The 21,222-nt window shown below is 38.1% G+C and carries 17 protein-coding genes; 4 read left to right on the plus strand and 13 right to left on the minus strand.

What is annotated here, in order from left to right; genetic code table 11:
• Window positions 1-17: 17 nt before the first annotated feature.
• The 5 genes from P0Y49_11485 to P0Y49_11505 all read right to left on the minus strand — a co-directional run bounded on the left by P0Y49_11485 (window position 18) and on the right by P0Y49_11505 (window position 8,535).
• Window positions 18-1,721 carry a RagB/SusD family nutrient uptake outer membrane protein gene (locus tag P0Y49_11485; GenBank protein WEK21755.1) on the minus strand — a complete coding sequence of 568 codons (1,704 nt, stop codon included), beginning with the start codon at window positions 1,719-1,721 and terminating at the stop codon, window positions 18-20.
• Window positions 1,722-1,729: 8 nt separating this feature from the next.
• A complete protein-coding gene (locus P0Y49_11490; GenBank protein WEK21756.1) occupies window positions 1,730-5,167 on the minus strand; it encodes a TonB-dependent receptor in 3,438 nt (1,145 codons plus the stop codon).
• Between the two features lie 354 nt (window positions 5,168-5,521).
• Window positions 5,522-6,688 carry a FecR family protein gene (locus P0Y49_11495; protein WEK21757.1) on the minus strand — a complete coding sequence of 389 codons (1,167 nt, stop codon included), beginning with the start codon at window positions 6,686-6,688 and terminating at the stop codon, window positions 5,522-5,524.
• 69 nt (window positions 6,689-6,757) lie between these two features.
• Entirely contained in the window at window positions 6,758-7,324 is a 567-nt protein-coding gene (locus P0Y49_11500; GenBank protein ID WEK21758.1) for an RNA polymerase sigma-70 factor, read from the minus strand.
• Between the two features lie 203 nt (window positions 7,325-7,527).
• Window positions 7,528-8,535: an LLM class flavin-dependent oxidoreductase gene (locus tag P0Y49_11505; protein WEK21759.1), complete on the minus strand. Its 1,008-nt coding sequence runs from the start codon at window positions 8,533-8,535 to the stop codon at window positions 7,528-7,530.
• Window positions 8,536-8,657: 122 nt separating this feature from the next.
• Here P0Y49_11505 and P0Y49_11510 point away from each other — a divergent pair, with 122 nt between their 5' ends.
• Window positions 8,658-9,701, plus strand: coding sequence for a hypothetical protein (locus P0Y49_11510; GenBank protein WEK17421.1), 1,044 nt, complete (start codon window positions 8,658-8,660; stop codon window positions 9,699-9,701).
• A gap of 68 nt (window positions 9,702-9,769) precedes the next feature.
• On the opposite strand, the gene P0Y49_11515 is transcribed toward P0Y49_11510, so the two are convergent.
• Window positions 9,770-10,765: a transposase gene (locus P0Y49_11515; GenBank protein ID WEK17422.1), complete on the minus strand. Its 996-nt coding sequence runs from the start codon at window positions 10,763-10,765 to the stop codon at window positions 9,770-9,772.
• Window positions 10,728-11,090, minus strand: a complete 363-nt coding sequence (locus P0Y49_11520) for a hypothetical protein (GenBank protein ID WEK17423.1) — start codon at window positions 11,088-11,090, stop codon at window positions 10,728-10,730. Before P0Y49_11520 ends, P0Y49_11515 begins: the two co-directional genes overlap by 38 nt.
• Window positions 11,091-11,460: 370 nt before the next feature.
• Between P0Y49_11520 and P0Y49_11525 the strand changes: the two genes are divergently transcribed.
• Window positions 11,461-11,823, plus strand: coding sequence for a hypothetical protein (locus P0Y49_11525; protein ID WEK17424.1), 363 nt, complete (start codon window positions 11,461-11,463; stop codon window positions 11,821-11,823).
• A gap of 38 nt (window positions 11,824-11,861) precedes the next feature.
• Here the strand turns inward: P0Y49_11525 and P0Y49_11530 are convergent, their stop codons facing one another.
• Complete coding sequence (locus P0Y49_11530; protein WEK17425.1) at window positions 11,862-12,659, minus strand: hypothetical protein; 798 nt, start codon at window positions 12,657-12,659, stop codon at window positions 11,862-11,864.
• Between the two features lie 116 nt (window positions 12,660-12,775).
• Window positions 12,776-15,220, minus strand: a complete 2,445-nt coding sequence (locus P0Y49_11535) for an outer membrane beta-barrel family protein (protein WEK17426.1) — start codon at window positions 15,218-15,220, stop codon at window positions 12,776-12,778.
• Window positions 15,221-15,456: 236 nt separating this feature from the next.
• Here P0Y49_11535 and P0Y49_11540 point away from each other — a divergent pair, with 236 nt between their 5' ends.
• Window positions 15,457-15,750: a hypothetical protein gene (locus tag P0Y49_11540; protein ID WEK17427.1), complete on the plus strand. Its 294-nt coding sequence runs from the start codon at window positions 15,457-15,459 to the stop codon at window positions 15,748-15,750.
• A 35-nt stretch (window positions 15,751-15,785) separates the two neighbouring features.
• On the opposite strand, the gene P0Y49_11545 is transcribed toward P0Y49_11540, so the two are convergent.
• Both P0Y49_11545 and P0Y49_11550 read right to left on the minus strand, forming a co-directional pair.
• Entirely contained in the window at window positions 15,786-16,640 is an 855-nt protein-coding gene (locus tag P0Y49_11545; protein WEK17428.1) for a HEPN domain-containing protein, read from the minus strand.
• A gap of 199 nt (window positions 16,641-16,839) precedes the next feature.
• The gene (locus P0Y49_11550) at window positions 16,840-18,315 is read right to left on the minus strand and encodes a rhomboid family intramembrane serine protease (GenBank protein WEK17429.1); all 1,476 of its coding nucleotides are present in this window, start codon (window positions 18,313-18,315) and stop codon (window positions 16,840-16,842) included.
• 136 nt (window positions 18,316-18,451) lie between these two features.
• Here P0Y49_11550 and P0Y49_11555 point away from each other — a divergent pair, with 136 nt between their 5' ends.
• Window positions 18,452-19,114: an alpha/beta hydrolase gene (locus tag P0Y49_11555; GenBank protein ID WEK17430.1), complete on the plus strand. Its 663-nt coding sequence runs from the start codon at window positions 18,452-18,454 to the stop codon at window positions 19,112-19,114.
• Between the two features lie 9 nt (window positions 19,115-19,123).
• Here the strand turns inward: P0Y49_11555 and P0Y49_11560 are convergent, their stop codons facing one another.
• On the minus strand, window positions 19,124-19,585 hold the full coding sequence (locus P0Y49_11560; GenBank protein WEK17431.1) for an SRPBCC family protein: 462 nt from the start codon (window positions 19,583-19,585) through the stop codon (window positions 19,124-19,126).
• Between the two features lie 127 nt (window positions 19,586-19,712).
• A complete protein-coding gene (locus P0Y49_11565) occupies window positions 19,713-20,600 on the minus strand; it encodes a YDG/SRA domain-containing protein (GenBank protein WEK17432.1) in 888 nt (295 codons plus the stop codon).
• Window positions 20,601-21,222 lie beyond the last annotated feature (622 nt).

Here is a 21,222-nt window from a genome sequence, read left to right on the forward strand (position 1 = left end):
AATGTTATAACTAAATACTACCATCCCTTTATCTGGGTAATTGCATTGTTCCTCAAAATCTCTTCCTGTGGAATTGGAATGTAATACAAGGCTGGTGTAAACTGACGGTTTGCGTTGTCAACAGGAACAGTACTATAGGTAAATGATGACCCATTTGGTGCGCCCTTATGGCCGGTAAACCTTACATTGTTCAACACAACATGTGCCTTTCTCCATCTTCTAAGATCCCAATAGCGATGTCCTTCAAAAGCCAGCTCCACTTTGCGCTCATGCTCTACCGCTTGCATTAACTCTGCAGGCGTTTGAGAAGGTGTATTTGGTAAACCTCTTTTATTTCTCAGCGTATTTAATGATGCTTTTGCACCGGGGATGTCATTGATCTTAGATTTTGCTTCTGCATCAATCAATAACACCTCTGCATAGCGCAATTCCATCCAGCTCTGGTCACTTTTGTTAACTACTATATCGGTATTCAATGGGTCCAGAAACTTCTTAGTATAGTAACCACTCACTGTCTTTTTAGGATCTGTGGAAGCTCCATATTCGGTAATCCCTTCAACCGCATCGCCTGGTGTTGTATTTATCGTACGACCTTTCCAGCTCGACCCGTTAAATAATATAGAAGCATTAAATCGTTGCTCCCTATTCACATAAGGATTTGCGGCCATTGTAGGGTTAGACCATGAAAACTTTGAGCCATCGCTCATTTCAAACTCATCCACTAACTCTGCAGTCGGCACACCATACACCAACACTTGTCCAGGTGCATCCTTTGGCGGCGCAAAGCCCAGATCGTACTGATGGGTTAACTGTGGACGGATAAAATCTATTTTAAAAATGGCTTCTTTGGTGTTTTTATTGGTAAAAACAGAAGCGAAATTTGCATCCAGATCATATAAACCTTCCCCGGCCAGTTTCTTCACTTCGTCCGCAGCTTTAGATGCATTGGTATAATAAGCAGTAGCTTTTGCTGCCGGCACACCTGTCAATTCATCCGAATTAAACTGCTTTTTATCGTACTCCGCTATAGAAGCTGCATATAACCAGGTTCTGGCCAGCATTCCGTAAGCTGCGCCCTTAGTCACCCTGCCCGTATTTGCACTATCCCAGGTTTTAGGTAAATATTCGGCTGCAAAGGCAAAATCTGCTGCTATAAAATTCCAGCAATCATCTTCACTGGAACGTTGCTTGTCTTTTTCACTGGTCAGTTTATCCAGCAAAATTACACTACCATGTAATCTTGCCAACCAGAAGTAAACATACCCCCTGATAAAACGAGCTTCGGCCTGAAACTTTAGTTTAGTTCCTTCATCAAGGCCCTGTGCTTTGGTATCCAACCCTTCCAAAAATTCATTCAAACGACGAATTCTAACATATGCACTTGTCCAATAATTTAACATCGGACCAGCAGCACTCACTCTCGAAGCATCCGACGCAAGGATGTTAACTGTTCCGTTACCCGAAACACCAGACGAATACTTCATGATATCCGTTAATGCATCTGTAGCATTGTCGTAACCGATTGGAAACGTACCGAATTTAAAAGTACCAAACTCTGCATACATCCCTATAATATAAAGGCGGATGTTGGCCGGATTCTGATAAACAGCTACATCGGTGTACTTATCTAATGGATCTGTATCTATTTTACACCCGCTCATTGCCAGAATTGCACCTGCTATGAGGAATGATTTTTTTAATGTTTTTAAATATACGCTCATAACTCAGATTAAAATATTAGGTTAACTCCTGCGGAAATCATCTTCTGCTGAGGATAAAATCCATTATTTACGTTAGGCATTTCCGGATCAAGGTATTTCAGTTTATCCCAGGTAAACAGGTTAAATCCTGAAACATAAAAGCGCATTTTTTCTATTTTCGATTTAAATAAGCTTCTTGGTAACGTATAACCAATCTGAATAGCCTTCAGCCTTAAATAGTCGTTGTTTTTTATAAAAGCTGAGTTAGCATTTGCATTGTGCGGCGAAAGTGCAACACCACCTGAGGTTAACCTTGGGAATTTGGCATCCTGATTATCAGGCCTCCAGGCCTGCTCAACCAAATAGTATGGTGAGTTACCATACCCGTAAAATGTTTTGGTAAAAGGGGTATTGTCTTCCACACCTGAAGTACCTGATGATCCCTCATAAACACCTGCCAAAGCTACACTGGATAGCGCTGCTCCCTGAAACAACATGGAGAAATCAAAACCGGCATATGCAGCTTCAATGTTTAACCCATACATAATTTCTGGCATATTACTTTTTCCTACAAAAGTCATATCCGCATCGCGGGTAACCTTTCCATCACCATTCAAATCTTTATATTTAAAGAACCCCGGGGCTATGATCCCACTGCTTGGTGAAGAACCATTTCTGGCCTCTTCCCAGGTGTTGTAAAATCCTTCCACAACAAAACCTAGTTTCTCACCTATTGGTCTGCCCGTTCTTTTTTGCCATGATGGCAGGTTCTCATTTTCATTAATTAAAATGATCTTATTTCGTGCCCAGTTAAAATTACCCGTTATACCATAACTAAATTTACCAAGCGTATTGCGGTGTCTGATCTGAAGGTCAAAACCCCTGTTATCGGTAATTCCATCATTAAATGTCGAAGGGAAATTACCTCCTACAGAAGGTGGATAAAGGCCCGATCTACCAGTAAGAATGTCGGTTACAACCTTATAGAAGTAATCAAAATCTACCCCCAGTTTACCCTTCCAAAACTCGGCTTCAAAACCGACATTGGTAACCCGATGTTTTTCCCAGGTAAGGTCTTTATTGGGAGGTGCCCCGGTATACAATGCAGAGACACTTGATCCTCCGATAACTGCCACAGGACTGGTTGTAAAACTAAAGGTTGGCAGATAAGCAAAACTACTCAAGGTTTCCTCTTTACCCAAAATACCAATAGAAGCCTTGATTTTAAAGAAATCCATTGTGTTTTTTAAGGGCTCAAAGAACTTTTCCTCACTGGCTACCCATCCCAGTCCGGCGCCAGGGAAATAACCCCAACGTCCTTTTTCAGGGAAATTAATTGAAGCATCGCTACGTAGAGCTACTTCAAACAGGTATTTATTTTTGTAGGAATAATTAACCCTTCCTACATAACCATGTCTTGCCGTTGAGCCACTGGAACCTGTTGGACTAATTACATCAGCAGCAGCTGTACTGCCAAAATCAATATCTTGCAGCTCAGTCAAAGCAAAGTTTCTTGCACCTGCAGAAAACAAATTACTGTTGTATCTCGACCATTCATAGAGTGCCAATGCATTAATGGTGTGATCACCAAAGCTTTTGGAATAGGTTAAGCTGGGTTGGAAAGTCACCCTGTTATTTTGAACGTAACTTTGACGAAGTGTAGGCACGGTGATGCCCGGAGGATTGGCAATCAGCGTATAATCACCGGTAGTCTGCGTTCTTCCCCTACCCATTAACTGATAGGGTGTGACCCAGCCTTTGTTCTCTGTAGCATTCTTATCAAACGATGTTTGCACTTTTCCCGAGAGGCCATCTACCCAGGGTACTTTTACATTAAAAACCAAAGTACTCTGAAATACATTTGTTTCAGCTCGCTGATAGCCTGATTTCAAAACTGAGGCAATTGGATTTACATAGCCCGCATTACTGTTATAAGCTGTTGGCAGCCCATTAGGTGCATACATCGGCATATTCGGCAAAGTCCTTACTGCCTGATAAAACGGGTTCATGTACGACGCATTGTCTGGTGATATTCCCGGTGTATGCGTCTTTTGCATCCTGGCGTTGATATCAAATGAAACGGAAAGTATATCATTCAACTTAGCATCCAAATTGGTGCGCAGATTAAACCGCTTATATCCAGTATTTGCTACTACTCCATCCTGATCCAGGTAACCTATGTTAGAGAAGTATTTTACCCTTTCTGTTCCGCCTCTAACTGTTACTCCGTGAGTTTGAGAAGTACTGGATTTACCTAAAAACTCACCTATCCAATCTGTATTTCCCAGTAATGGATTGGTATTTGTCCCATTTCTAATTGCATTGATCTGCGATTTATTGTAGGTTAAAGGGTTAGGGTCCTGGTCCGTGCTAATCCTATATTCATTATCCATTTCTTCTGCTCTCGAAAACCACTCCATGTAATCAGGGCCATCTAAAAACTTAGGAAAACGTGTGTTTGAATTGACCATAACGGCGCCATCATAACTGATGCTTGGTTGTTGCGCCTTCCCCCTTTTGGTGGTCACCAATATGATCCCATTTGCGGCCTGTATCCCATAAACAGACAGGGCTACTGCATCTTTTAAGATAGAGATACTTTCAATTTCATTGGGATCTAATTGAGCAAATGGGCGCTCAACACCATCAACAATGGCAATTGGTCCCTGACTTCCCTGATAAGAAGAGGTTCCCCTGATCCTAAGCGTGGCATCATCTGCTCCCGGCCGGCCGGATTGCTGCAAGGTTGTAATCCCGGGTAACCTTCCCGATAGCATATTGGTAATGTTCATGGTTGGCATCTGCTTCAAATCCGCACTGCTGATCTGTGCTACCGCCCCAATTACATTTCGCCTCTTTTGTGTACCATATCCAACTACAACCACCTCTTCAAGACCTTTATTAGCCTCAAAAAGTGTAACATTGATTAATGTATTGTTATTTACTTCGACTTCTTTATTTAGATAGCCGATATAGCTAAACACAAGTGTTTCATCCCCCTTGGGAAGTTTAATCACAAATTCACCATTGCTATTTGTACTCACGGCTAATGTACTTCCCTTAACTTTAACGCTTACACCAATCAATGGAAGTCCTTTTTCGTCCAATACCCGTCCGCGTACATCAACGATCGCAAAATAGCCAAGCACTTTGTCCAATACAGAAACATCCTTTTCCTTTACAATTACCGTTTTATTTTCTATCCGGTAACTCAGTGGCTGGTCCTTAAAACAAATCATTAAAGCTTTGTCCAGGCTCACGTTGTTCAGGTTTAAGTTAACCGGCTTTGCATCACTCATTAGCTTGTCGCTATAAAAGAAATCATAACCGGTTTGCATTCTGATTTCTTTAAACACATTTACCAATGCAGCATTGCTATACTTTAAGGTTACATTTTGGCTATAAGTGCTTGCGCTAAGGTGTAAAATTGTGGTTGTTAGTAATACTACAATTAGTTTGACCCTCATAATAATCTGTCGTTTGATTGTTGGGTTCATCCCCTTTAACGGGTTCATAATCAACAAAAAGTTGGCTACGCAAGCCGGTGGCCGACATAGGCTTTTAATGTAAAATTTCATACATTTGAATCTGTTTAAATCTATGAAGTGCTTACTTTACAAGGGGAAACACTTCATATCGTTCATTAATTAATTGGTTACACCATACCCAAATCTTTGGGTTTAATGGATAAGTATTAAACAATTACCGGGGGTGTTTCCAGCACTTCCGGTAAATTTAATTTTGCTATAATGACGGTTTATGTACTGTTTTTGTAGTCTTTTTTCATCTTGTTTGTTTGGTTAAGTTTTGTTTTGTTTTGTTTATTTCATTACAATTACCTTTTTGCCAGTAATATCGAACTTAAGCCGTCCGGCAGATTGCATAATTTTTAGTACTTCTGAAATGTTCTTAGATCTGGAAACAAAACCACTATAGGTTTGATTCTGATCCACTTCTTTATCATATTCAACCGTTACATCATACCAGCGTGATACTTTTCTCATGATACCTGCAAGGCTTTCCTTCTTAAACATAAAATCACCATTTTTCCAGTCCATAACCTGTTCTATATCGGCAATCGCCACCTTTATATCACCATGCGTTGAGCTTGCCTGTTCACCGGGACTAATGATTGTTGATAGCTGATGCAGTACCACACCAGCTTTCCCATTTTCATAGCCCACTGGTGCTGTTTTAACCGATCCCTCCAATAGTGTGGTGACGGATTTTTGCTCATCTGCATAGCTATTGATGTTAAAATGCGTGCCCAACACTTCAATTTCCTGCTTATCCGTTCTTACAATAAAAGGGTGCTTTTTATCTTTGCTAACCTCAAAATAGGCCTCCCCCTTAAGTTCAACTCTACGTTCAGGAATATTTGTAAATCTTTCGGAGAATTTAATAGAAGATGCTGCGTTTAACCAAACTCTGGTACCATCAGGCAGTATAACCTGGTGTTGACCACCTTTAGGTGTTTCAATTGTATTATAGGCTTCCTTCGTGCCCGAAACAGCTGTTTTGTCGGTCACCTGATAAACCAATTGTCCATTGGAAGTTTTAGAAATCACCACACCAGATTCCTTTACCAATTCGCCATTTAAAGCATCAGTAATAGAAATCTTAGCCCCATTGGCCAAAGTTAAAATGGCTTTATTCTTTCCACAAGGAATGTCTTTATGTGCAGCAATTACAGTTATATCATTGTCATTCTTAAATTTAGGGTAAAAGTAAAAGCCAATACCCAGAGTTAGCAGTACTGCTGCTGCCACAGCAATACGTGGCCATAAGCTGATCCGTTTTACAACGGGAATGCGGGATACCCGAATCTGCAAATCCTTTAAATCCTCATCAAGTTCCTTTTCTGTTAAGTCGAACGTTCTTGCCTCGCCATATGTAAGCCAATCCTCTACCATTTTCTGCTCTGCCGGACTACATGATCCAGATTGGTATTTTTTCAATAAGCTTTCCGCGTCATTATGCTGCATCATTTCATGCTATTTTAATTACATAACGATTTGGCTGAACACAGGGGTTAAATAAAAATGAAAAAAATAAACCTATAAAACCAGGATCACCAGCGACCCCAGTTTAGTTTTTAATATTTTTAGTGCATGATGCATGTGGCTTTTAACGGTTTGCTCGGATAAGCTCAGTGTTGTTGCAATTTCTTTACGGGACAGGTTGGTTTTCCGGCTCAGCTCAAATACTTCACGCATTTTATAAGGCAGGTTAGCGATTTCCTTTTCAATAAGGTTAGCCAATTCATTGTGGCGCACCAGATAATCAGTGGCATTCTGTTCTGTATCGAGATACTTCTGAAAGGTTTCGAGATAACGTTGGGACACTTTTTTGTGTTTATACAAATCAAATATCCGGTTTTTAAGGATGGTAAACAGATAAGCAGGTACTCCACCGGATATATTTAGTATATCGCGTTTTTCCCAGAATGTAAGAAAAAGTTCATGAATAAGATCTTTAGCTTCTTCCCTATCACCAATCTTCTTATAGGCAAAAATGTAAAGTAAAGATTGATATCGATTAAAGATTTCTGTAAATGCAGTTCTGTTCCCAGACTTTAATAAGTCTACCAATTCAGTATCAGAAAAGTCTCTATACAGTTCCATAAACTAAGCAATCCGGATGTCATTTGGTTAAAACTTCTTACCTATCTAAACTTAAAACTAAGTTTTAAATTTATTTTATTAAGATACAACCAATATTAAATAATTATTTTCAAATAATCATAATATTGACTCAATGATTCCAGGTATTTCTTTGCCTAGGTGTTTTTTCCTGCTGTATAAAGGAAATGGTTAAAATAGAAAGACTAGGCTTTAAAGACTTCTGCTAAAAGTTCATAAGATCTTAATCTGGCCTGATGGTCAAATATATGCGAAGTAGCCATAATCTCATTAACTCCGGTTTGGTCTACAAACTGCTGAAGATCTGCCTTAAGTGTTTCTTTACTACCAACAAATGTACATGCCAGCATTTGACTGGCCTGTTCTTCTTCATATACATCCCATACCGTATCCATATTGTCAACAGGAGGCTGTAACAACTTGCGCTTTCCGGTAACAATCCCCAGAAATAGCTGGTAAAGCGAAGTCACCAGGCGGTTTGCTTCTGCATCAGTATCTGCGGCAACAACATTTACACAAGCCAGTACATAAGGCTCACTCAGGTGAACAGATGGTTTAAAGTTTTGTCTGTATAGATTAATCGCCGTGATGAATTGCGCCGGAGCAAAGTGGCTGGCAAAGGCATAAGGTAAACCCATTGCAGCTGCCAAACGTGCGCTATCAGTACTTGAGCCCAGTATCCAAATCGGGATATCCAACCCTTCGCCAGGGATAGCCCTTACATGACTGTTGCTGTTCTCAGCAGATAAGTAGGTCTGTAATTTCACAACCTCCCTTGGGAAATCCTGTGCAGCCTGAAAACGCAAATCACCTCTTATCGCTGCTGCGGTAAGCTGATCTGTACCCGGAGCCCTGCCCAATCCCAAATCAATACGTCCGGGATATAAAGATGCCAGTGTACCAAATTGCTCGGCAATAATTAAAGGCGAATGGTTTGGCAGCATGATACCGCCTGAACCCACCCTGATGGTTTTGGTTCCACCGGCAATATGTCCAATCACTACAGAAGTGGCAGAACTTGCCACGCTAACCATATTATGGTGCTCAGCCAGCCAGTAACGATTGTATCCCCAACCTTCTACATGTTGGGCCAGATCTAAACTGTTTTTAAAAGTATCGGCAGGTGTTTTGCCTTCTATTACTGTTGCGAGGTCGAGTACGGAATAAGGAATGTTTTTGAGCAGTGTTTTCATCTTAACACAAAACTACATTCCACGGTTAGTATATTCCTTATATCTGAAACGATATGACTTTAAACCTACATCATTATGAAATTCAAATGAAATACCCGAAATTGAACATAAATTACCTACCCATGGAATCCAACGATGTAAGAATTTCCCGTAAGAAGCCCATATTCCCGGTATCGCCTGCCTTACAGAAATACCTTAAAGTCTATCAGCGGGAATCTAAACTACCTATTACTTATGATGACCTGCTGATGTTTAGTGAGGCTTTTCCCATTATGGACAAGGATGGTAAGGATTCGTTATGGGAAGCTCCAATTTATGCAAACGACAGGATTGCAGACCTGCACAATGGCTTAAAAATAGTGTATGCCAACTTAAAGGCCTCAGGCAATTTGCGTATTGTACAGCATAAATACATCGATAAGATTGAATACTGCACCTTTGGTAACACACATCCTTTCAGAGTGAGGATTGTAAACCGCTTAAATGATGTTTACGATTATTTCTATGTTAAAAAAGCTGATGCTTCAAGGATATATGGTTTAGAACTGGAACACATCCTATCACCCAACCAGGTCAACTATCTGGTAGATCGGCAAACGCTGATTGAAGAGCATATTGCAGGAATCCCAGGCGATATATTCGCTAAAACCTACCTGCACAACTCCGAATACAACCCAACTCGTATCGCAAAGGAGTTTGTAAAATTTAACGAACGTTGTTTGGTGATGTTGCTGGGCGATATGAGGGCTTATAATTTTGTGGTACAGATTACGCCTGATTTTGATGACATACAGTTTAGGATTAGGGCCATTGATTTTGACCAACAGTTTTATGAGGGAAATATAAAGGTATACCTGCCACAGTTCTTTAAAGAGAACTTCCCCTATGTTAAATTGGGAATGGAACAGTTAACCGATAAAACTTATTTACAGTATCAGCAGGAAGAAAAGTCTTCTTTATTGCACCGGGTTCGTAGCGAAAGACATCGACTGGCGGATTTGCGGGATGTATCCAAAATGGAAGTACTCACCACTCCCGAAAATATAGACACTTTAAAATTAGGGATGGCCGATTATTTTAATGATCCGTTATACCTTGAATGCAAAAGTATGACTGATATCATTGAGCTAAATCTCAGAAATATCATCCGTCAGGTTAAACTTTAAAAGGGTAATGATATGCCATAAAAGGCTTTAGCGCATTGTTAGGATCAAGCAAAAAAGTTGGGGAGGGATTAGGCATATATTTTTGATAACCTGAATAGGAAAAATTTGACATTTCTTACCCCTCTAAATTGCGCTCTAAAAGCTTTAATCTTCGCATTAAAAGATTCTGCGGAGGCATTAGTGGATCTGTTATCAAAGTAGTTTAATATTGTTTCATAATTGTTCTGAATGGTTCTTGATATGGTATTGAAGGATTTATAGTCCATTTTTTCTATCTTGTTATACCATAAGGCTAACTTTTTAAAGGCAATCATTTTAGTTTTTGAATGGCTGAGTATTGAAGACAGTTCCTGGGAGGCTTTATACGCTTGCTGCAAATCTGGGTATAGCTTAAATAACAGTTCTGCCCTGTGATTTTGTGAAGGAGTCCAGTTTACTTCTTTTTTAAATAACAAATACCTACTTCTAGCCAGTAACTGTTTTATCGTATCTCCATTTTCCAGAAGTTCGGGAATCCAAGGCTTCTTTACTTCTCTGGCTAGATCCATTTCTTTGTTTTCCTGTTCTATAGCATCCCATCTATGTTTAATCCTGATTTCCTGGACACCTTCATTAGCCAATTGCTGTACATGGAACCTATCTGAAACAAGCTTTGCTTTTGGAAAACTCCTTTTTACTATTCTGGTCATTGTCGGAGCCAGATCAAGGGTTACTTCTTTTACTTGTTTCCTTACCTGCTCCTTCATTCTGTGAAGAACCTTTATGATCGACTCGCTTTCAGTACCCTTTACAATTGCTACCAAAGCACCTTTCTTCCCTTTTGCCCCTTTATTAGTCAGTATTGTATAGAGCTCTCCTTGTGAAAGGCTAGTTTCATCAATTGATAAATATTCCCCCATATTATTAGCAAAAAGCAGCCAATTCTCAGAGTGTTCCGCCTGATCCCAGCTGGTAAAATCACTTAAATGGCGGGCATATTGCTCTTCCAGACGCTTTCCGTCAACACCAAAGAAATGGCCAAGACTTTTACAGCTTATTGGGGTGGAATCCAAATAGTCTTTCAAAAAAAAAGGCAAACTCTTGAGTCATCTTTGTGCCTTCGGCAACTAATTGCCAATCCCGGGAAACGATCTTACTTGTTCGGGTGTTGAGCCATTTCCGACGCTTAAGGTTTAAAAAACAAGGTTTGCCACGCAAAGGAAAGTCTCGAACGGAAGCCTCATCGTAGAATCCTTTAGATAAAAGATGATCTCCAGAAAACTCTTGTGGATGAATGTTCTTTTCTATCAAATAAATATAGGTTGAACCGTCAATTGTAGCAGCTCGGTCGAATTCAAAATAGTCGCTAAGACCTTCTGGTAGTATTAATGAAAGCAGGGTAGAATCCAATATAATTGCTGTTTAATGCAAATCTAAACAAAATTAATCCCTCCCCAACTTTTTTGCTTGATCCCATTGTTAGAGCTATTTTACAAAGACAGGTAAAAAAAAAGCGGAAGCAAGTCTAAAAGACTACGCCCCCGCAAATTAACGCTCTCGAACGTAAAACTAAGAAAAAATTCTTTACTGTCAAGAGAAAAAGAATAAAAATTTTTTAGCCATGTCCTATTTCATATAAAATATTAGATAATATTCCAAAATTTTTATGGTTAATTAAATAAGTTATTTGACTTTCCGTACAATATTTTTATGAGATTTTATCAAAAATCGTGTGCTTTTTAACACAAAATTCTTATTTTGCAATAAAAAAGGAACGCTGATGTCATTAAAAGCAATAATTGACGGAATTATAAGAGACAAACACAGATCGCTAAGTTGGCTTGCCATAAGTATGGGCAAAACCTTTGATGGTTTACGACTGGGCTTGATCAATGAATCTATTAAATACAAAGATATCTTGCTTATGGCCGAAATACTGGAAGTATCGCCTTGCTGTTTTTTCAAAAGTGCTGAAGATTTAGACGCCGAACAGAATATGGTGGCGGAAGCACATGTAGAATATGGAGATTTGAAAGCAACACTTAAAAGTTGCAAAGAATTGGTTGCGACCTTAAAGGATCAGATCAATGATAAAGAGCGGATCATTACCCTATTAACAAAAGAGCAGCCTGATAAATTGTAACTTATCAGGCTGCTCTTATATTTTAATAATTAATTATTTTAGTTGCCTACGCCAATTACTTTATAAGTAACCTTGTTGCCGTCCATTACTTTTTCGTAATAAACACCATCTTCGGAAACATAGTATAGTACTCCTTTTATCACCACGTCTCTGGTATTGTCCGGAAGTTCAGTTACAATGTCGCCCACATTGGGCAATGCTGTACCACTTTCGTCAAGCATCCCGTTGTTGCTGTTACCACCGGTTTCTAAAACGCCGTCTTTACCTGCAACTATATAAACAGTTTTACCATTCGCATCAACACTGGTGCTATAATAAACGCCTTTATATTCGTAGTAATTCTGACCATTGATTGAAATGGCTTTTGCCTCAGATGGAATGCTCGGCACTTGTGCGCCTACCGGAGGTACAACTACTTTATATCCGTTATCAGCTTGCTGGTAAAAAAAGCCTCCTGCATAATAATACTGATCCGGACCAAAGTAAAATGGATAATATCCAAAAGGCAATACGCTTAAACTAATTCCTAAAAAGGGTCTGTAATAGCTATAAAAACCATAGTAAGGTCTGCGATACGAAAAGCCAGGTCTGTAATAACTATAGTGAGGTCTGTAAATCGGTCTACCGGGTCTGTAACCAGGTCTGTTGATATGGCCTGGAGGCCTACCCATACCTGGCCTACCTATGCTTGGGGGTCTGGACCCGCCTGAAGGACGTGATGCTCCATGACCGCCACCGCCACCATGACGTTGTGCCAATGCATCGTTAGTAGTAAATCCAGTCATCAATATGATAGATCCTACTATAAATAACCATTTAAATTTTGCCGTTTTCATAATCTCTCTCAATTTTGATATTAAGACTACTTATACCTTGAAAAGATTATTCGGGTTTTAAGTATTTATTTAAACTGACAAATCAATGATAAATCTGCTTTTAAGTGCTGGTAGCATCACTTAATCCTGCCATTTTCGAGATCAAGAGCCGAACCTCTGCTTCTGGGACTTTTTGTATTGCTATTGAGTAAATTGTACGTGAAATTTAACCTGATCTGACGCCCTTCATAATATCCATAATTAGTTAAAGTCAGACCGTCTACCTGCTGAATACCATAAGATTTGCTCCCCTTATAAATATCTGTCAAAGCCAATCTAAGTGTAGCTTTCTCTCTTAATAGCTTACGTTGTAACCCCAAATCAACCTGATTGGTACCTCGACTAAATTCGTTAGCCCCTACCAGCTTTTTTGTATTCAGATAACCTGTAACTTCGCCAGTTAGCTTAAATGGGAGTTTAAATGTTTGCTGTAAGTTTATCCTTGCTGCCAATTGTTTCAGTCCGTACTTCCGATCCTTATCAAATGCGATGATATTTCTAATCTGAAACAATGTCCCATTAAATGTCAGTTCCCACCAATTGGCCAAGGTTACACTTTGCGTTATAAATAAGGAAATGCTTTTCTGTATACCTAAATTCCTAGGCACCATTACAATCTTTATTGTTTCAATCGTATCTATAATCCTTGCACTATAGTTATCCGTATGGGCATACGTTATCCCTACAATGGTTAAATTTTTATAAACATATTGCAAGGTTGCTCTATGACTTAGCTGAGGTTGTAAAAAGGGATTTCCCTGCCAAAAAGATAATTCATCGAGCATATAAACAAATGGATTCAGATCCTGGTATGCCGGCCGATCTATCCGTCGAGAATAGCCAAGGGAGAAATTATGATTTTGCTGAGGCTTAACAGCTATACTAAAGGATGGAAAAAGATCTGTAGCCTTCTTTTCAATGTATTCTCTATTTTCAACACCCGAAAACCTATAGTTTAACTCGCCATTAGAAGCCGAATGCTCCAATCTTAAACCAGCCTGCAAGGACCATTTACCTAATATTTTCTTATAATTAACATAGCCACTATAAACCTGCTCTTCAAATTTAAACGTATTTGAACGACGATCATCAAGGCTGTCCCTTTCTTCCAAAACATGATAAAATTGTGCGCTATTATTAGCCGTGATTCCCGAATACTTTGCTCCTGTTTCCAGCTTTCCTTTAAAAATATTGGTGGTATAATCCAATTTCAACGCGTTCAGACTAATGTCTATATCATTTAAGGTATGATAAAGGTTCTGGCTCAATACGGCCTGATTCCGATCTTTGTAGGAATTGGACTGTAGGTTTCCATTTCCTTTTTTAAAATCACTGTAATCTGCATCTACATTAAAAATATGACCCAGCGTATCTTCATATTTATAATTCAGGTTTAGGTTATACCGATTGGTGCGCTGAAAATAATAATCATTTATTGCATCCAGTGATTCTTCTATATTTTCTGACGCTGGCAGGCCGATTAGTGTCTTGGTATCAGTTATTCCGCCTCCAAAAAGGAAGTTTCCATTTACCAGGATACCCACTGTGTTCCTTTGATCAATAGCATAATCTGCACCCAGCCGCGCGCCCATTTTCTTCCTCTTGTCGGTATCGTCGGTATTGCTATTATACCTTTTACCATCTTGTATACGGTTGGAACCATACAAATAAGCATAGTTACCAAAAAAATGATTGTAACTTCCGTAAATATTAAGGCCTTTATCCCTATAGTTGAAAGACAGGTCCTGATTTTGCTTTACAAACACACCATACGCAATCCCCGTAGTGATGGTTCCATTCAAGCCTTCTGCCTGCATTTTTTGGGTTCTAATATTGATGATTCCGGCCGATCCTGAGGCATCATACTTCGCCGTAGGGCTGTTGATGATCTCAATAGATTTAATACCTGATGATGGCATTGATTTCAAAAGGTCGGCCAACTCTTTAGCCCCCATATAGGTTTGTTTTCCATCCAAAAGTATCATCACCCCTGGCTTACCATTTAGCGATACTACGTCGTTATTATCTACAAATACCCCAGGAGCCTTTTTTAAGGCTTCTAGTGCTGTAGTTCCCTGAGCCGTGATGCTTTTTGAAACATTAAATATAATGTTGCTGCCATCGGTTTCTACCACCTTTTGATTGGAACGAACGGTTACTTCGTTTAACATTTTAGCATCAGGAAGCAATTTGATTAAACCTAAATTCCTATCTTGTAGAGGACTTACCTTCATTTTATAAACCAAATAACCTGTATACCGAACTAGTAAAACATAATCTACTTTGCCCGAAAGTCGCAATTCAAATGCACCATTTACATCTGTAACAGTTTTTTTTACCACTATACTATCCTTATCCAAGACGAACAAACTGGCATAAGCTAAAGGCACATTATTATCTATAACAACCTTACCTTTAAGTAAAACTTCTGTCAATGGCTTCTCCAGCTGCTGCGCTTTAACGGTATTTGTACTTACAAAACCAAGAAAGAGGAAAATGATGAGCATTAACTGATATAACATAGGTCAATTTAAAGGGGCTTTCTTGCAAGAACTGATTACGGTAAGAGATGCGACAACACACAATAAGAGTTGAACTTTTTTCATATACGTTAATTAAAGTATTAACTGAAAGATATGAAAAAATATTTTGGTGAAAAATCTATTTTATTTTTAATGAAGCATTTAGATGACATCTTCCCTACTTTAATATTATATTAGAACTTAATTCATTTCGAACATATTATTAGCTCGCTACTATGAAATTTAATATGGACAATCAGACCTATAAAGATCTGAACATATTTTCATCCTCTTCGGATTTGGACCCGCTGTTTAACATTTTTAAACTGACCAACACAATCGGGGGCCGGGAGAAGATTCATGAAATGATGTCCAACCCGGTAGCGGATCTTAGCACTTTAAATTCGAGAAAAGAGGCTATAAAATATTACTACGACCAAAACATCACGCTAAATCTTAGTAGAGAACAACTGGATGTTAAAAGATGGGGTTTCAATGGAGCGACTGGGGATGTATATTGTTCAAAATGAAGGAATAATTGAACTTATCAAAAGTGCTTCAAAATCTATTTGATTTTCTCTTCACAGATCGTCTTCACAATCTCCTGCATCTTCGTAACTTTATCAATCAGCCCTTTTAACTCCTCTTCTGTGATGTCATAATCTAATTTATAACGGGTATCTGTATAACCTCGCTTGAGCAAATCAAAGAGGTGAAACTCTTGCTCATTAAGTATCGGCATACGAAACAGGGTGTACAGATCAATTGAGACGTGTTTGGCGTAGTTTCTTAATTTTGCAAGATTATGGGTTTTAGGCTTGTACCCGGTGTGTACCAATAGGGCAGCGCTGTAGAAGCATTCTGTAGCCTGGTGCAAATAAAACACGCTGTTTCTTCTACCGTCTTTTCCGCGTTCGGCGGCATTAATTGCGTCGATTAAAAATTGTGATGCTTGCGGATACCAAATGTTAAAATAGCTTCTTGCACGCTCTTTTTCCTCTTCAGAAGTCAGCTCTTTTGCTTTTTCAAACTGAAAGCTTCCTGTATCATGAATTAATATACCTTTGGCAATGATGTCCGAAAAGAAGTACTGACCTACCCGTAAACCTTCGTTAATGTATTCAATATCATGAATAATCGGACTGATCACATTCTTAAAACTATTGCAACGATTTTCTATGTGACTAAGGATGTCTTGTTCTTTTATCTTCTCCTTTTTCATGATCACCAGGAAATCATAATCACTGATATGACCAAAATGGATACCACCTTCTACATATTCATCTTCAACCCAATTGCCTCTGGCATGGCTACCAAACAGGATTACCTTTTCCGGACTCGCCTCTTCCTTGATGATATTCAGTATATGAGCAATTTCCCTTTGTTTGGTATTTGGCAGGTGAGCTATTGATGTTTTCATCAGAATAAGGTTTTATTTATCTATGATCCATATATGTAAATATAATGAAAAGACAGAAGTAAAAACCATGTAAAAGAAATAACCCGCACCCAGACCGGGATACGGGCTATTAAATTAACGCTCTCAAGTACAAACATACGTAATAATTCTGAAGAAATTCTGTAGTTTCAAAAAAAATAGCGAAAAAAAATATGTCTGCCTACTCTGTTTTTCCCTGTACCGCCTTTATTGTACCCTCTATCTGCTGGGCTAAGGCTTGTATTTCTGTATTATATTTTTCCTTATTCCTTTCTTCCAAGGACTTATACATCAACTCGTAACATTTGATCCGAAGCTCACAATACTTTTTAAGCGTTCTATTTCTTTCGTGAAGCACTTCCGGAAGATTAAGTTTATCCAATTTCCCGACAAGCTTAATATTTTCATTCCAGTAGTAAATTCCGCGATCTTTTATCTCGTACATCAGGGTAGCATCCGTAGCATCTGCAGGTAATTTATAAACTTCCAGGGCCTGAGACTCATTTCTAACAAATGCTTTAATCTCATTATCATACTTTGCAAAATCATAAGATGTCTTATTGTACACCATAAATGATGTGCAAAAGATGAATACCGTTAACAATAGAATTGTATTTAATTCCAGTTTAGACATATCCGGCTTCTTTAAGCTAGGTATCAAAGCATAGCCAATAACTAAACCACTAGCCAAACCACCAATATGGGCGGCGTTATCTATCCCACCCTTTAATCCATTTAATAAATTATAACCTACAAAAACCATAATACTGGTTAGTAAACTCTTTCTTATATCTTTAGGAATAAAATCCGTCGTAAGCAAAGCCAGAAAAACGCCATACATACCAAAAATAGCACCTGAAGCGCCGGCACTAATGGTCATGTCGTGCCACCATAAACTAGCCGCGCTAGCTCCTATACCCGCAAGCAAGTATGCAGCTGCAAATCTGACCTTACCTAAATAGGGTTCGAGTATTACTCCAATATAAACCAGGGCATACATGTTCATCAACAGATGCAAAATTCCAATGTGTAAAAAGCAATTGGTAAGTAAGCGCCAGGGTTCACCATTAGTTGTTACTGGTTTAAAATTAGCACCCCATCTAATTAAACTTTCACCATCTGGATTAAAAGCATCTACCCCCATCAATAACATTAAAATGAAAACAAGTAAATTTAAATTGAGTAAAATAGGCGTAATGAAATATCCATTTTGTGGGACAAAAATTGAAAAGAAGCTTTTAAAATTTTCTGACGCAGTTGCCGGTGCCCGTGTAAGGTCATCGTCTTCATCAGCAACCAATGTTAATGCTTCGTATTTCAATTCTAACTCCTGGGTACTGAAATCAGTTGTTAACTCTTCAATAGCGGTAATCAATTGATTAACATTTTTCTTGTTTTTACCAAAATCGACCATCTCGCTCCCAAGCGATGAACTCTCCATATATACATTATCAGCTACTATTACAACTTTTATGAGCTGATTTGTAGAAAGGAAGACATTTTTATTTGTATACGCTTTAAAGCCAGCATTACTTGTATATACTATGTCCCAACCAAGAGACTTTGCCGCTTCGATGCCGAGTGCAATATATTGTTGCTGTGTTAAATCTGGTAAAGCTAATTCGTTACTGTACCTAGGGGTAAAACCTACTGCCATAATTGAAAGACATTAATATTTCATAAAAATAATAAAGTTTTCTAAAAACAGTGTTTATTTCAATTAAATCTAGTTATTAAAAATAAAATATTTGATTGTATTTTGATGATTAAACTAATAATGAATAGATTTAAACATGGTGGCTAAACAGGTTTATTTAATTAGCGGTCTGGGTGCAGATAGACGTGCTTTTAAAAAGCTTGTTTTTCCTGCAGATTTCGAATTGATATACCTTGACTGGATCAGTCCCAAGCCAAATGAATCTCTTGAAGCCTATGCCCAACGATTAGCGCTTAAAATTGATACCTCCACCCCATTCTATTTAGTTGGATTATCATTTGGGGGCATGTTAGCTACTGAAATTGCAAAAAAGTTAAATCCTCTGCATACTTTCATAATATCCAGCACACCAGTTTTTTCAGGTTTGCCCTGGTATTACAAAAGGGCCGGAAAGTTAAGATTGCAAAAAATAGTGCCGATTGCTTTATTCAAGCGTATTAATAATATTGGGTTGAATTTTATGGGTGCCAAGACCCAAGACGAGAGAGCATTATTAAAACAGCTTATCATTGATAGCGACCCTAATTTCATAAAATGGGCATTAACCTGTATTCTAAAATGGAGAAATAAAGACCGTCCGGCAAATTTAACCCATATACATGGAACGGTCGATGTTGTTTTACCTATCAGATATCTTAAGCCTGACATTATCATTAAGGGAGGCGGTCATTTTATGGTGTATTCAAATGCGAAGGAAGTAAGTGATTGTATTTTAAAAGAGATTTACAATAAAATATAAGCTTATATATTATGCTTTTAAATTGCGCTCTGCATACTCCTTTATTACACTATTGCGTTTAATAAGCAGATTTTTTAGGTAATCGGATAAAAAAATAATATCTGCTATTTTTCCCAGTAGACCTAATGGCGAAACATAATTGAAAACATCAGTCATTAAAGTTCCGTCACCTTCCTTTGCAAAATGGTGTTCATGTCGGATAGACTTAAAAATGCCTTTTACCATTTCATCTACAAAATAATTCCCATTGTTGAATTCGGTGATTTTTGAGGTTAATTTCTGAGTGATTCCAAAATGTCTGGCCTGCCAGGTAACCGTCTCATTTAGTTCAATAAGACCAGAACACCTTCCTGCTACCGCTTTTTCATTTGTTTGTTTTGTAGAAATCTGGTGCAAATCAATATTACGTGATAAATCGAAAACAATTTGCTGATCAGCATTAATATAGGTTTGCAGCTTTATTACAGTCATAGAGGTTAAAATTCAATGTAAAAGTAGCAATTCAATCTGAATTTGAGCGTTAAGTAAAAACATTAAGGCACTTACGTTCAATTCTCAGATGCCCAAAGTATAAAAGAAGGGACAGAATAGCTTTTACTTATTGATCATTACCGGAACTGAAATGACTATAATGATAATCAATACAATCCTTATTAATTTTATGGCTAGCAATAACATTTAATTCTCCCTCAATACCAATAAGTTCAAACCTATTATTAATTGTAAAATGGCCCTTATCAAACATCACATGATGGTTAGGACATAAGCACAATAAATTACCTTTAACATCCATCCCATTATGCGGCTTACCTAATGGTCGTATATGTGCAGCCTCGGCATAACCGATACCATTAAATTCAATTCTTAATCCGCATACTTGACAAGTATAATTATACATCTTTTTAATTTCCCTAGATAACTTAGTATCACGAACAATCCTTAAAACAGTCGTTGGAATCCTTGAAGTTGCCCCATCACTTTCAGTTACCTGTTCTTCAACTTCATTAAATTCAGACGCAATGAGTAAACTTGAGAGCTTTTCCAATCTGAACCTACAAATGCCGAAACCATCCTTACCTTTCACATAAGAATGCTCTGTTATCAAGTATAAGCCACCATATTTATATCCTATTTTAGGACTAAATTGAGACTTGTGATTTGCCCCTCTAATAATTCGAACCGGCAAACCATGCATTTCACTGATCAATAATCCCTTATTTCCAGACGAACCCCAAGATTGGTCCTTTATTTGTTTTTTTGTATCAGAATCATTACCCCCATGTCCAGTATATATAATTACTTCACCTAAATCAATATCATCAACATAGCCACCATTTAAAACTATTGACGAACTTCCTTCCTTACCATTGCCATCGATGCCTGCCTGCAATGGTCGATGAACTCCCACAGATGCTAAATGTTTTCTATCAACAAATACATCATTCTCCTTTACCCCGTCAATTTCTCCGAATTTAATATTAGCCATTAATATTTATTAAATAATTTAAATTTGCTCTCAAATTAATAAATATTCTGGAATCAATTTCAAATCTTTATATGACTCAAAAAATATTTGAACATTTTTCCAATATAACACTTCTTTCTCCGAATAATTCTTTACTAATAAAGCTACTAGCCGCCCGCTTCAAGAGGCAATCGACCCACTTAATATTATTGAGTATAGCGATGGATTTTATCAGTACAAAATATCAGAGAATGAAGAAGAGGCTACAACCAAAAAAAGATATAGCGTTAAAGGAATCGAAGCTTCTCCTTTGTGAAGTTATGTTAGAATTGAATTATTTTTTAACCATCCTTTTACATCGCGCTCCTTTTTTGTGATACCCTGGCATTGCGTACTCGCAGAACTATTGCTTTTTCTAATTGGTTTTGATAATAAACGATTGTTTGGCAGAGTACCGCTTGTTGAACTACACACACCATACATTCCTCCAGAATTGCAATGTTTGCAGTACTCTTTGTGCACGCATAACAGTTTTTACTCCCTACAGGTAGCACAATGCAAATCCGGTTTCAGATTATCTTTAAATGCAGAAGCTTTAGTTAAAGAAAGTATTTACTAAAAAGGAAAGATTTTTCATGGATGA

The sequence above is a fragment of the Candidatus Pedobacter colombiensis genome (assembly GCA_029202485.1).
Classification (GTDB): domain Bacteria; phylum Bacteroidota; class Bacteroidia; order Sphingobacteriales; family Sphingobacteriaceae; genus Pedobacter; species Pedobacter colombiensis.